Source organism: Bradyrhizobium sp. SZCCHNR1017, assembly GCF_032381375.1.
In the GTDB taxonomy this organism is placed as follows: domain Bacteria; phylum Pseudomonadota; class Alphaproteobacteria; order Rhizobiales; family Xanthobacteraceae; genus Bradyrhizobium.
In genome coordinates this window covers 15874-28429 of record NZ_JAUHIR010000018.1, presented here as the reverse complement: position 1 = coordinate 28429, position 12556 = coordinate 15874, and the positions used below count along the sequence as shown (strand labels likewise).

The window sequence follows — 12556 nt, the reverse complement described above, 5'->3', positions numbered from 1 at the left end:
TAACATCGGATGCTATATTGTCGCTTATACAACATGTCGTGATGGTGGGGCAGGTCGGCGCGTGCCGATCAGGCGATGGGCTCTTCGCGGCGCACCAGCGCGACGCCCTTGACCTGGGCGTAGACGGCAAGCCCTGCCTGCAGGCCGAGCTCGTTCCACGAGCGCTGGGTGACCCGCGACAGCAATCGTGCACCCTGGCCGTCCTCGCCGAGGCCGAGCAGGGCGGTGACGCGGTGGTCCGATTGGCTGCGGATTTCCAGGATCTTCGCGCGTAGCACGTTGACGATGGTGCTGCGGCTCGGCGTTTCCAAGGCGAGGCTGACGTCATCGGCCAGCACGCGCAGGCGGCGGCGTGTTCCCGGCGCAAGCGGCTCGGCCGGCAGCACGAAATGCCCGCCCGGCACCGCAAGCGTCACCATGCCGTCGATGGCGTCGTGCTTCAGAACGGTGGCGTCGAGACTGACCGCTGCATCGCGGGAGAGCGCGAGCGGCAGTGTCAGGTCGGCTTGGAGCACGGACAGCGGACCTGAAGCCAGGACGCTGCCATTGCGCATCAGCACCAGCTGATCGGCGAGCCGCTCGACCTCCGCGATATCGTGGCTGATGTAGAGGATCGGCAGGTCGAGCGCGGCATGCAGCCGCTCCAGATAGGGCAGGATCTCGTCCTTGGTGATCTGGTCGAGCGCCGACAGCGGCTCGTCCATCAGCAGCAGCTTCGGCTGGCTGAGCAGAGCGCGGCCGATCGCCACGCGCTGCCGCTCGCCGCCGGACAGATGGCGCGGCGAGCGCTCCAGCAGCTTGGCAATGCCGAGCAGCGACACCACCTCATCGAAGCCGATGGCGGTGGGGCCGGACGGGCCGGGATGCCCGTACATCAGGTTGCGGCGGACGGAGAGGTGCGGAAACAGATTGGCTTCCTGAAAGACGTAGCCGATCGGGCGCTGGTGCACTGGGCGGAAGGTCTTCTCGTCCTGCCAGACGTCGCCGGCGACGGAGCATCGTCCGTCCAGGCGGTTGAGGCCGGCGATGCTGCGCATGACGGCAGTCTTGCCGCAGCCGGACGGGCCGAAGATCGCGGTGACGCCGCGCGCCGGCACCTCGAACCGCGCGTTCAGCTCGAAGCGCCCGAGCGTACCGCGGAAATCGACCTTGACGGTGCTCATGACGCACGTCGCGTCATCTTCTTCTCGATCAGCATCATCGTCAGAATGACGCCGAACGAGAACACGACCATGCCGAGCGCCAGCACCGAGGCCTCGGTCCATTGCGAGGTCTCGACGTAGTCGTAGATCGCGACCGACAGCACCTTTGTCCTGCCGGGAATGTTGCCGCCGATCATCAGCACGACGCCGAACTCGCCGACGGTGTGGGCAAAGCCGAGGATCGCGCCGGTGAGGAAGCCGGGGCTCGCCAGCGGCACGGCGATCGTCCAGAACGCGCGCCAGGGCGTGGCCCGCAGCGTGGCGGCTGCTTCCAGGGGCTTCTCGCCCATGGCCTCGAAGGCGTTGCGGATCGGCTGCACCACGAACGGCATCGAGAACAGCACCGAGCCGATCACGAGGCCTGGGAAAGTGAAGGCGAGGGTGCGTGCGCCCCACAAGGAAGCCAGCGTTCCGCCCGGACCGCTCGGGCCGAGCGCGACCAGCAGATAGAAGCCGAGCACGGTCGGCGGCAGCACCAGCGGAATCGCCACCAGGGCTGCGACCGCCTCCTTCCACCACGCCGGCGACCGCGCCAGCCACCATGCGATCGGTGTTCCCACGATCATCAGAATGATGGTCGTGATCGCTGCCAATTCGAGGGTCAGACTGACCGGTTGCCAGATATCGGCCGAGACGTGCAAGTTCATCCTTGGAAGTTCATCGACGTGAGTGCTCAGCTGCCGGACTTCGGGTCCAGAGCATAGCCGAACTTCTCGATGATCGCACGGGCTTCCGGAGTCCTGAGGAAGGTCAGGAACGCGGTCGCCGCCTCGTTGCCGGCGGATGCCTTCAGCAGCACGGCGTCCTGACGGATCTCGCTGTAGAGGTTCTGCGGCACCAGCCAGCGCGAGCCGCCCGCATTCGGCATCAGCTGCGACAGTGCGACGAAGCCGACCTCGGCATTGCCGGTATCGACGAACTGGAACGCCTGCGAGATCGTGTTGCCCTGCACGATCTTGGGCTTGATTGTCTCATAGAGATTGAGCGCCTTCAGCGTCTCCACTGCAGCCGCGCCATAGGGCGCGGCTGCGGGATTGGCGATCGACAGCTTGTTGAACGCGTTCGCCTTCAGCGTTTCCTCGCCTTTCACCGCGTTCGGGTCCTTGCTCCACAGCACCAGCTTGCCGATCGCGTAGGTGAAACGGCTCCCGGCGACGCCGAGGCCCTCGTCGACCAGCTTCTTCGGCCGTTCGTCGTCGGCGGAGAGCAGGATCGCGAACGGCGCGTTCTCCTTGATCTGGGTGTAGAACTGTCCGGACGCGCCGAAGCTCAGCACCAATTCGTGTCCCGTCTTGGCCTTGAACAGACCGGCGATCTCCTTGGCCGGCTCGGTGAAGTTGGCGGCCACGGCGATGTTGGCGCTCCCGGCGAACGCATTTGCGCCAGTCAGGAGAGCGGCAGCCGCGCACAGGGCAGCGGCGACGAAGCGCATCGATCTCATCACAATTGTCCTCGTTCATATCGCAGAGACGGGTTCGCTTCGGTGAATTGCAAGTCCCGTTCCGGCGCAGCGCCCGTACCGATGCCGTGCTATATTCATTCGTATACATCAAAATAGACAGGTCGGCGACGTCCCGTCAACCCGAGGGGCTCCTCGGGCAAACGCGATGGGCGTCAGTGTTCGACTTTCGACAATCGAGGCTGAAGCGATGTCGGAAACATGACTGCCCGAGAACCGGGGTCCTCGGGCCGGCGCGAGACTAAGCCATCCGCTCCCAGAGCTGCCGCGCCAGCATGCCCGCACGCTTCTCGATCGCCGCGGCGGCATCGAGCGCGAGATCCTCGCGATAGCGGCCGGCGATCAGCTGCACGCCGATCGGCTGGCCATTGTGAACCGCCACCGGCACCACGGCGCCGGGCAGCCCGAGCACGTTGATGGCCGAGATGAAGCGGATCTCGTTGAAGAAGATTTCGCGCACGCGCTGCGGGCTTACCGTGTCCTCGCGCGGGCCCGGCGTCGGCTTGACCGTCGTCGGCGCCAGCACCACCGGATAATCCTCGAAGAACAGCTGCCAGGCGCGGATATGGGTGGAGCGCTGCGCCGTCGCGTTCATCCAGCCCGCGAGGTCGAGGATCTGGGCCTTGGCCCGCATCCCGCCCCACGCCTTGTGGAAGTCTTCCGAAGTGACGGCCAGCATCTTGGCCTCCTGCATCACGACCACCTCGGTGGTGATGACGTCGCACCAGGTCTGCCAGACGCCGGAGATGTCGGGGACCTCGACCTCGCTGACCCGGTAGCCGGAGCGCTCCAGATGATCGGCGGCCTGCCGCAGTGCGGCCTGCACCGAAGGATCGACGTCCATGTCATCGGGGATCTTGGCGAGCGCGACCTTGATCGGCCGCTTGGGCTTCTCGCCCTCGAGCGGGGCCGGCACCCACCACGGATCGCGCGGATCGCGCCGGCTCATCACCTCCAGCGCCAGCCTGACGTCGGCGACGCTACGCGCCAGCGGGCCCTGCGACGACATCAGATGCGCCAGCATCGGCCGCTCGGCCGCGGCGCTTTCGTTGTAGGCCGGGATGCGCCCCTGCGTCGGCTTGATCGTGACAACGCCGTTGCAATGCGCCGGCCAGCGCAGCGAGCCGCCGATGTCGTTGCCATGCGCGATGGTGCCGATACCGGCGGCGACCGCAGCTCCAGCGCCGCCCGACGAGCCGCCGCAGGTGATCTCGGGATCCCACGGGTTCAAGGTCAGTCCGTGCAGCGGGTTGTCGGTGAAGCCGCGGAATGAGAATTCCGGCGTGTTGGTGAGGCCGAGCACGATCGCGCCCGCGTTCTTGAGGTTGCGCACGACGGGCGCGTCCGACGGCGCGATGATCCCCATCTGCGCCGGAACGCCGTTGGGGTTTGGCCGTCCCTCGTAGTCGACGTTCTCCTTGATGGTGACGGGCACGCCATGCAGCAGGCCGTCCTTGTTGCGCGCCTTGTCCGCGGCGCGCGCAGCCCTCAATGCTTCTTCGGACAGATCGACGACGACCGCATTCAGCTTCGGATTGACCTCATGCATGCGCGCGATATGAGCTTCGGTCACCTCGACCGAGGAGACCGCGCCGGAGCGGATCGCAGCGGCGGTGTCGAGCGCCGACCACTGCCAGACCGGTCCTCTCGGCAGCCGCGGCTTTGGCGCGGCGGCCTTCGCCTGTGGCCTGGCCTGCGGCTTCGCCTTTGCGGGCTTTCTGTTGGCCGTGGCGCGCGCGGCCACGCGCTTCGGAGCCGGCTTGGCGGTCTTCGCCGCCGGCTTCTTCCTTGTCGCTGTTTTCGCCATCGTGTTCCCCCCCCCCCAGTGTATCTCTCAAACGACCGACATGGTCAGCGGCGGCTCGACCTCGGCGGGCAGCGGGCTGACATAGGGCGTGCGCAGCGTCCGCTTCTTCAGGTCGGCCTTGGCGGCTGCGATCAGCGCCGGCTCATTGAGCGCCTTGATGCCGAGACCGGCCATCGCCTTGGCGGCCTGCACCATCGCCTTGTGCGAGGCCGGCGTCTTGCCTTGCGCAACGACCTGCCAGGTGTGGAACGGCGTGCCGATCGCCACCGTCGGCGCGTGCACCTGCACCGTTGGCACCACCCAGCTGACGTCGCCGACATCGGTCGAGCCGATCTGCGGATTGCGCTTGGCGTTCAGCGGCACCAGGAAGTCGGCCAGCGGCTTGTCGGTCGGATCCATGCCGATGCTGTAGTAGACGGATTCGATGTCCTTGTCGGTCAGGGTCGCCTGGATCTGACCGGCAAAATCCTTGTCGCTCGCGTCGAAATGCGGCGGCCCCAGCTCCTCCATGATCCCGTGCAGCGCCTCTTCGAGCGGCGTGTTGGGCAGGATGTTGGAGACCGCCGAGATGATCTTCATCTCGACCTTGGTCTCGGTCATCATCGCGGCACCTTGCGCGATCTTGTGCACGCGTCCGACCAGCTCGTTCATGCCGGGCAGGTCGCGCGCGCGGATCGAGTAGCGGACGCGCGCATGCGCCTGCACGACGTTGGGCGCAATGCCGCCGGTGTCGAGCAGCGCGTAATGCACGCGGGCGTCGCTCGGCATGTGCTCGCGCATGTAGTTGACGCCGACATTCATCAGCTCCACCGCGTCGAGCGCGCTGCGGCCGAGATGCGGCGAGGCGGCCGCATGCGAGGTGCGTCCAGTGAAGATGAAGTCCGCGCGCGTGTTGGCGAGAGAGGGCGTCATCACCACTTCCCAGAAGCTCGACGGATGCCAGGTGATCGCGATGTCGGCATCCTCGAACGCGCCTGAGCGCACCATGAAGGCCTTTGCGGCGCCGCCTTCCTCGGCAGGGCAGCCGTAGTAGCGCACGCGTCCCGGAACCTTGTTGGCGGCGAGCCAGTCCTTCACGGCGGTTGCCGCGAGGAGCGCCGCCGAGCCCAGGAGATTGTGGCCGCAGCCATGGCCATGGCCGCCGGTCTCGATCGGACGATGCTCGGCGACGCCGGCCTCCTGGCTGAGGCCGGGCAGGGCGTCGTATTCGCCCATGAACGCGATGACCGGACCACCTTCGCCCCATTCGCCCATCAGCGCGGTCGGGATGCCCGCGACCTTTTCGATGATCCGAAAACCCTGGTGCTTCAACTCGGCGAGGTGTTCGGCGGACGAGCGGGCCTCGGTGTAGCAGACCTCGGGCATGCTCCACACCCGGTCGCTGAGCTCGATGAAACGGGTCTTGATCGCGTCGACGCCGCGCCAGATCTCGCTGCGGTTGTCCATCTCCGGTCCTTGTCCTCTGCTGCCGATAGGGAGCCGGTATGGTTATCAGCTAAGTTCCCTGACGCCTAGCGATCCGCCGCGAGAGCAGCCATGCGGCGCGCGGCAAGGCGCGGTGGAGCGCGCGTCATCCTTTGAGCAGATGATGCTGCGATTGGATGCAGCGCGATGCTTTCGGCGGCGCAGCGAGAAGGGTGGGGACGCCGTCCTCAAATTTCGGAACTGCCGCCGTGCGCCGTTACCGCACCCGTCCAGGAACGATCGTGGTCGCGTCCTGTTCTCGTGTCAGGAGTGCGACCGCCATGCGTGCAGGACCCATCACTATCATCGTCGCATTGCTGCTGATTCTCGCGGCCGCCGTCGTCTTCGCCTATCAGGGCATGACCTTGCCCGGCGATCCGATGCCGACCGAGGGCTGGATCGCGCTCACGCTCGGCGTGGTGTTTTCGCTCATCGTGGGGATCGGGCTGATGGTGCTGTTGTTCTACAGCAGCCGCAAGGGCTACGACGAGCCATCACAGTTCGGGGCTGATGATCATCGCGACTGAGACCGCTCAAGCCGGATGCGGCGGATGCTGTGTCCGCGGATGCCGGTCGTGAAGCAGCTTGGCGAGTTCGTGCCTCAGATCGTCGTGACCGCGCATCGCCGTCTCGAACAGCGCTTCCTGGATGTCGCGCGGCATGTCGCCCCAGACGCCGATGGCGGCGTTGCCGAGCAGCTCTGCGAACCGGTTGTCGTCCATGCGGCACCTCCGGACGATCTGACGCCCGAGGACGGCAAAGGTTCCAGGCGAGGTTATTGCGTGGTGAACAGGACAACCGCAATCGCAACGGAGAGCGCGATCGCGGACACGGTCCCCGTGGTCGACAGCACGCCCATGCGCCGCAGCGCCGCTGCAAACACGATGATGATCGGGGTGGCGGTGACGAGGCCGAGCTGCGCTTCGGTCATGGACATGCTCCTGATGTCGATCCGGTAGCGCATCCGGGCGCCGTGCTGTTTGTGCGCCGACAAAGAGCATGTCTGCCGCCCCGATTAGCTTTGCCGACATCTGATCGGAGGTGGCGGTGTCGGCACTCACATACGAACCGGAACCAACGGAGCGCTGGGGCGTGCTCGACGGGTTGCCGGGCGACCCCATGATGTGGGTCCTGATCCTCAGCGAGCTTGTCGCTTTCGGCCTGCTGCTCGGCGCCTTCGTCGTGGCGCGCGCAGTCAATCCAATCGTGTTCGCAGCCGGGCAGGCCATGCTGGACGGACCTCTCGCCGCATTGAACACGATCGTGCTTGTGACGAGCGGGTGGGCTGCGGCGCGCGGGGCGGCGGCGGCGAGAGGCGCATCGCCGGCCACCGCACGGCGTTGGATCATGCTGGCGATCCTGCTCGGCGCGGCCTTCATTGCCGTCAAGCTGACCGAGTATGGCAGGGAGATTGCCGCCGGCGCAGGCCTGGAGACGTCGCCGTTCTTCACGCTCTATTTTCTGCTCACGGGCTTCCATCTGCTTCACGTCGTACTCGGGATGGTCATCCTCGGAATCGTCGGTCGTCATGCCGCGCCCAACAGTGTCGAGACCGGGACGGCGTTCTGGCACATGGTCGACCTGGTCTGGATCGTGATGTTCCCGATCCTCTATCTGGTGGGATGAGTCATGGTCCGCGATCGCCTCACGCTCGCCTGGCTTCAATTGCTGAGCTTCGCCGTCGCCACGCTCGCGGCCTCGCTGCTGCTGCCGAATCGCTGGCTCGCCGATGCCCTCGTGCTCGCGCTCGCATTGGCAAAGGGCAGGGTGATCGTGCTGGATTTTCTCGGCCTCCGCCATGCGCCCGCGCTGTGGCGCGGCCTGCTCGCATCGTGGCTCCTAGGCCTGGTTGCGCTCGCCGGGCTGGCGGTGGCGCTCCGCGCGCTGGTCTGACGGGCCATCGCCGTGCTGCTTGCGCCGCGACAAAGAGACTCCCGGCAGTGCCGGTAGATTGCCTTCACCATCGACCTTCACCAAAACGGAAAGGACGTGTCATGGCGGAACGCCTGACCAAGTCGGCCGCACGGAACGTCTTCTACGGCGGTTCGGCCTTCTTCTTTGCGATCTTCCTCGGGCTCACAGCGCACAGCCACTACTACATGGTCACGACCTCGACCAATGCGTCGACGCTGTCCGACGGAGTCGCTCGCGGCAAGCACGTCTGGGAGAGAAACTCCTGCATCAACTGCCATACCCTGCTCGGCGAGGGCGCCTATTTCGCGCCAGAGGTCGGCAATGTCTGGGACCGCTGGGGCGGCCGGCAGGACCCGGCCGCCGCGCGCGAGATGCTGAAATCTTGGATGCAGTCGCAACCCTCCGGTGCGCCCGGCCGCAGGCAGATGCCGCAGTTCAATCTGTCCGACCAGGAGCTCAACGACCTCGCCGACTTCCTGCAATGGACCGACACGATCAAGCGCCAGGACTGGCCGCCGAACAAGGCCGGCTGAGCCGGCATCCCGTCCCCGTCATGAGAGAGATCCGCGATGAGATATGAGACCCAGAAGGTCGCGATGCTGTATTTCTACGGCGCGCTGACGCTATTCCTCGCCCAGGTCATCTTCGGCCTGCTCGCCGGCACCATCTACGTGCTGCCGAACACGCTGTCGGTCCTGCTTCCCTTCAACATCGTCCGCATGATCCACACCAACGCGCTGATCGTGTGGTCGCTGATCGGCTTCATGGGCGCCACCTACTTCCTGCTGCCCGAGGAGACCGAGACCGAGCTCTACAGCCCGCTGCTCGCCAAGATCCAGTTCTGGATGTTCTTCGGCGCCGCGGGTGCGGCCGTCGTCGGCTATCTCTTCCACTACCATGAGGGCCGTGAGTTCCTCGAGCAGCCCTTCATCATCAAGGTCGGCATCGTCGTCGTCTGCCTGATGTTCCTGTTCAACGTCACGATGACCGCCCTGAAGGGTCGCAAGACGACGGTGACCAACATCCTGCTGTTCGGTCTGTGGGGCGTCGCGATCTTCTTCCTGTTCGCGTTCTACAATCCGGCAAATCTCGCCGTCGACAAGATGTACTGGTGGTACATCGTCCATCTCTGGGTGGAGGGCGTCTGGGAGTTGATCATGGCCTCGATCCTGGCCTTCCTGATGATCAAGCTCAACGGCATCGACCGCGAGGTGGTGGAGAAGTGGCTCTACGTCATCATTGGCCTGGCGCTGTTCTCTGGCATCCTCGGCACCGGCCATCATTTCTACTGGATCGGCGCGCCCGGCTATTGGCAGTGGATCGGCTCGCTGTTCTCAACGCTCGAGGTCGCGCCGTTCTTCACCATGGTGATCTTCACGGTGCAGATGACGCTCAAGGCGGGACGCAAGCATCCGAATCGCGCCGCGCTGCTGTGGTCGGTCGGCTGCTCCGTCATGGCGTTCCTCGGCGCCGGCGTGTGGGGCTTCCTGCACACGCTGTCCAGCGTGAACTACTACACCCACGGCACCCAGGTGACCGCCGCGCATGGCCATCTCGCCTTCTTCGGCGCCTATGTGATGCTCAACCTCGCGGTCATGGCCTATGCGGTGCCGCAGCTGCGCCAGCGTGCGCCGTATAACCAGTGGCTCTCGATGGCGAGCTTCTGGATCATGTGCACGGCGATGATGACGATGACCTTTGCGCTGACCTTCGCCGGCATCATCCAGGTGCATCTGCAGCGCGTGCTCGGCCAGAGCTACATGGACGTGCAGGACCAGCTCGCGATGTTCTACTGGGTGCGGCTCGGCTCCGGTGTGTTCGTGGCGATCGCGGCGCTGATGTTCGTCTGGGCCGTGCTGGTGCCCGGCCGCGCCAAGCAGGCGATCATCCCCGGCGCCCTGCAGCCGGCGGAGTAAAACCCCGCAGGCGGCGGCTTCGATGCCGCCGCCTGCATCCCCCGATTCGGAGAGTGATCATGAAGCCCGCGCTGCACGCGATCGATACCGTCCTGTCGTTCCCCTCGTACACGCCGACCGGCAATGAATGCGCGCTGTTCGAGCATGCGTTCCGACATCGCCTACCGGTGCTGCTGAAGGGGCCGACCGGCTGCGGCAAGACCCGCTTCGTCGCGCACATGGCGGCGCGACTGGGCCTGCCGCTGCACACGGTCGCCTGTCACGACGACCTCACCGCCGCCGACCTCACCGGGCGATATCTGCTCAAGGGCGGTGACACCGTGTGGACCGACGGCCCGCTGACCCGCGCGGTGCGCGAGGGCGGCATCTGCTATCTCGACGAGGTCGTCGAGGCGCGGAAGGATGTGACCGTCGTGCTGCATCCTCTCACCGACGACCGCCGCATTCTTCCGCTGGAGCGCACCGGCGAGGAGCTGCTCGCGCCCGACGGCTTCATGCTGGTGGTGTCCTACAATCCGGGTTATCAGTCGCTGCACAAGGCGCTGAAGCCATCGACACGGCAGCGCTTCATCGCCATCGAATTCGGCTTCCTGCCCGCCGAGCAGGAGATCGCGGTGGTTGCCGCCGAGAGCGGGCTGGCGCCGGAGCGCGTTCGGCCGCTGGTGGCGCTCGCGCATCGGCTGCGAGCGCTGCAAGGCCATGACTTGGAGGAGGGCGTCTCGACGCGGCTCCTGGTCTATTGCGCGACGCTCGTCGCTGCCGGAGCATCCATCGCGGACGCCGTGCTCGCCGCGATGATCGAGCCGCTCACCGACGACGCCGACGTCAAGGCCGCGTTACGCGAGGTCGCGCATGCCGTGATCGGGTGAGCCATGCTCGACTTCCTCGAACTGGAGGAGACCGTCGGCCGCGCCTGGCATCGCCTGGTCGGCACGACCTCGAGCTATCCGGTCCATCCGGATCAGGCCGTCGCCCTGAACGAGATCAGCGGCCGCATCGCCGTGATGTTCCGCGCGCTGGGCGGCGAGAGCGGCGTGCAGGTCGCCGGAGCCAAGGCGCGCAAATCGGGCCATCGGCTCGGCTGGCGCCAGCGCATTGGCCTCGGCGACGAATGCCTCGATCAGGCCGGGCGCGATGGCGCCACCGTCTTCCTGCCGGAGACCATCGCGCTGCTGCCGGGTCGCGCGCTCAATACGCAGCTCTATCACTGGCTCGCGGCGTGGTTCGCGACCATGGCGGTCGAGCCGATCGCGGAGCGCGATCCGCTGCGGCATGATCTGCTGGCGCTGCGCCGGGCCTGTGAGACGACCTCGCTGGTGCTGGCGCGCTTCCCTGGACTGGCGCGTCCGCATGCGCAACTCGCCGAAGCGCTGGCTGTGGCGCGTCCGCGGCGGCCGCTGCCTCGGCTCGAGCAGCAGGTCGAGCACATCGTCATGGCCCTGCTCGGCGCCGGCGCGCCGCCCAAGGGCGCGCTGTGGAATGCGGTCATCGCTGGCGGCGCGTTGCCGGAGGCCGCCCCGCCCGGCTATCGGCCGATGCTGCCGTGTCCGCTGTGGGGCGATTGCTGGAGCCGCGATGCCGTTGCCGCGGCGCGCGAGGACGACGAGACGCAGACGCCCGCAGAGCAGGAGGGGGCACCCGACACCCGCAAACGCTTCGCGCGGCGCGAGCGCGACGACACGGCCAAGCGCGATCCATTCATCCTCAACCGCTTCGAGAAGATCCTGGCGATGGCGGAGATGGTCAATGTCGATCGTCCGTCCGACGATACCGACGATGACGACGCCCGCAAGGCTGCCGACGATCTCGATGAGCTCGCGATCGCCAGGCGCAAGGGGCGTCCGGCGAGCAAGCTGAAGTTCGATCTCGACCTGCCGCCCGAGGCGGTGGACACGGCCCGGCTCGACAGCGGCCGGCTGTATCCCGAGTGGAATTATCGCAGCGGCGCCTATCTGCCGGACCATTGTCGCGTCGTGACCGGCGATGCCGCCGAGGCGGGCGAGGCGTGGTCTCCGGACGATGCGATGCGCCGGCGCATCCGCAGCGTGCGGCGCAGGTTCGAGACCTTGCGGCCGCGTCATGAGGTGATGCGCGCGCAGGCCGACGGCCACGACCTCGACATCGACGCGCTGGTGCGCGCGCGCAGCGATCTCAATGCCGGCCATGGCGGACTTGATCGCGTGCATCTGGCGATGCGCCCGCTCGCGCATGATCTCGCGGTGACTCTCCTGGTCGACGTGTCCCTATCGACCGATGCGTGGATCGACGGCGTGCGCGTTCTCGACGTCGAGAAGGAGGCGCTGCTGGTGCTGGCGCATGGGCTGTCGGCCTGCGGCGACAGCCACAGCATTCTCACCTTCACCTCGCGGCGCAACTCATGGGTCCGCCTGGAGACCGTGAAGGCATTCGACGAGCCGATGAGCGGGCGGGTCGAGCGCCGCATCGGCGCGCTCAGGCCCGGCTACTATACGCGTATCGGCACGGCGGTGCGTCATGCCGCCAGCCAGCTCGCCGAGCGATCCGAGCGCAAGCGCCTGCTGCTGGTGCTCACCGACGGCAAGCCGAACGACGTCGATCACTATGAGGGGCGGTTCGCGATCGAGGACACGCGCAAGGCGGTGCAGGAAGCGCGGCGCGGCGGCGTCGCGGTGTTCGGCGTGACCATCGATGCGTCGGCGCAGTCGTATTTTCCCACCCTGTTCGGCCGCGGCGGCTACGCCATCGTCGGCAACATCAGGCGACTGCCCGCCGCGCTGCCGGCGCTGTACCGGCAGCTCGCGCATTGAAGGCGAGA

The 12556-nt window shown here is 66.5% G+C and carries 14 protein-coding genes; 7 read left to right on the top strand and 7 right to left on the bottom strand.

Features of this window, described 5'->3' with window-relative positions:
• Window positions 1–68: 68 nt before the first annotated feature.
• The 5 genes from modC to QW863_RS30635 all read right to left on the bottom strand — a co-directional run bounded on the left by modC (window position 69) and on the right by QW863_RS30635 (window position 5914).
• On the bottom strand, window positions 69–1163 hold the full coding sequence (modC, locus tag QW863_RS30655; RefSeq protein WP_315717770.1) for a molybdenum ABC transporter ATP-binding protein: 1095 nt from the start codon (window positions 1161–1163) through the stop codon (window positions 69–71).
• Window positions 1160–1849, bottom strand: a complete 690-nt coding sequence (gene modB / locus QW863_RS30650; protein WP_315717769.1) for a molybdate ABC transporter permease subunit — start codon at window positions 1847–1849, stop codon at window positions 1160–1162. Before modB ends, modC begins: the two co-directional genes overlap by 4 nt.
• A gap of 26 nt (window positions 1850–1875) precedes the next feature.
• Window positions 1876–2643, bottom strand: coding sequence for a molybdate ABC transporter substrate-binding protein (gene modA, locus QW863_RS30645; RefSeq protein ID WP_315717768.1), 768 nt, complete (start codon window positions 2641–2643; stop codon window positions 1876–1878).
• 259 nt (window positions 2644–2902) lie between these two features.
• Window positions 2903–4468 carry an amidase gene (locus QW863_RS30640; RefSeq protein WP_315717767.1) on the bottom strand — a complete coding sequence of 522 codons (1566 nt, stop codon included), beginning with the start codon at window positions 4466–4468 and terminating at the stop codon, window positions 2903–2905.
• A gap of 27 nt (window positions 4469–4495) precedes the next feature.
• The gene (locus QW863_RS30635; protein WP_315717766.1) at window positions 4496–5914 is read right to left on the bottom strand and encodes a M20 family metallopeptidase; all 1419 of its coding nucleotides are present in this window, start codon (window positions 5912–5914) and stop codon (window positions 4496–4498) included.
• A 299-nt stretch (window positions 5915–6213) separates the two neighbouring features.
• Here QW863_RS30635 and QW863_RS30630 point away from each other — a divergent pair, with 299 nt between their 5' ends.
• A complete protein-coding gene (locus tag QW863_RS30630) occupies window positions 6214–6459 on the top strand; it encodes a hypothetical protein (protein ID WP_315717765.1) in 246 nt (81 codons plus the stop codon).
• Between the two features lie 6 nt (window positions 6460–6465).
• On the opposite strand, the gene QW863_RS30625 is transcribed toward QW863_RS30630, so the two are convergent.
• On the bottom strand, window positions 6466–6654 hold the full coding sequence (locus QW863_RS30625; protein WP_172112235.1) for a hypothetical protein: 189 nt from the start codon (window positions 6652–6654) through the stop codon (window positions 6466–6468).
• Between the two features lie 53 nt (window positions 6655–6707).
• Window positions 6708–6863 (bottom strand): hypothetical protein, encoded by a 156-nt coding sequence (locus QW863_RS30620; protein WP_315717764.1) that lies wholly within the window; start codon window positions 6861–6863, stop codon window positions 6708–6710.
• 116 nt (window positions 6864–6979) lie between these two features.
• On the opposite strand from QW863_RS30620, the gene QW863_RS30615 reads away from it, so the two are divergent.
• From QW863_RS30615 to QW863_RS30590, 6 genes are all read left to right on the top strand, one after another.
• Window positions 6980–7558 carry a cytochrome c oxidase subunit 3 family protein gene (locus QW863_RS30615; protein WP_315717763.1) on the top strand — a complete coding sequence of 193 codons (579 nt, stop codon included), beginning with the start codon at window positions 6980–6982 and terminating at the stop codon, window positions 7556–7558.
• Between the two features lie 3 nt (window positions 7559–7561).
• Complete coding sequence (locus tag QW863_RS30610; protein WP_315717762.1) at window positions 7562–7825, top strand: cytochrome C oxidase subunit IV family protein; 264 nt, start codon at window positions 7562–7564, stop codon at window positions 7823–7825.
• Between the two features lie 101 nt (window positions 7826–7926).
• A complete protein-coding gene (locus tag QW863_RS30605) occupies window positions 7927–8379 on the top strand; it encodes a cytochrome c (protein WP_315717761.1) in 453 nt (150 codons plus the stop codon).
• 36 nt (window positions 8380–8415) lie between these two features.
• The gene (locus QW863_RS30600; RefSeq protein ID WP_315717760.1) at window positions 8416–9762 is read left to right on the top strand and encodes a cbb3-type cytochrome c oxidase subunit I; all 1347 of its coding nucleotides are present in this window, start codon (window positions 8416–8418) and stop codon (window positions 9760–9762) included.
• Window positions 9763–9821: 59 nt separating this feature from the next.
• A complete protein-coding gene (locus QW863_RS30595; protein WP_315717759.1) occupies window positions 9822–10631 on the top strand; it encodes a CbbQ/NirQ/NorQ/GpvN family protein in 810 nt (269 codons plus the stop codon).
• A gap of 3 nt (window positions 10632–10634) precedes the next feature.
• On the top strand, window positions 10635–12548 hold the full coding sequence (locus QW863_RS30590; RefSeq protein ID WP_315717758.1) for a nitric oxide reductase activation protein NorD: 1914 nt from the start codon (window positions 10635–10637) through the stop codon (window positions 12546–12548).
• The last annotated feature ends 8 nt before the right edge of the window (window positions 12549–12556 follow it).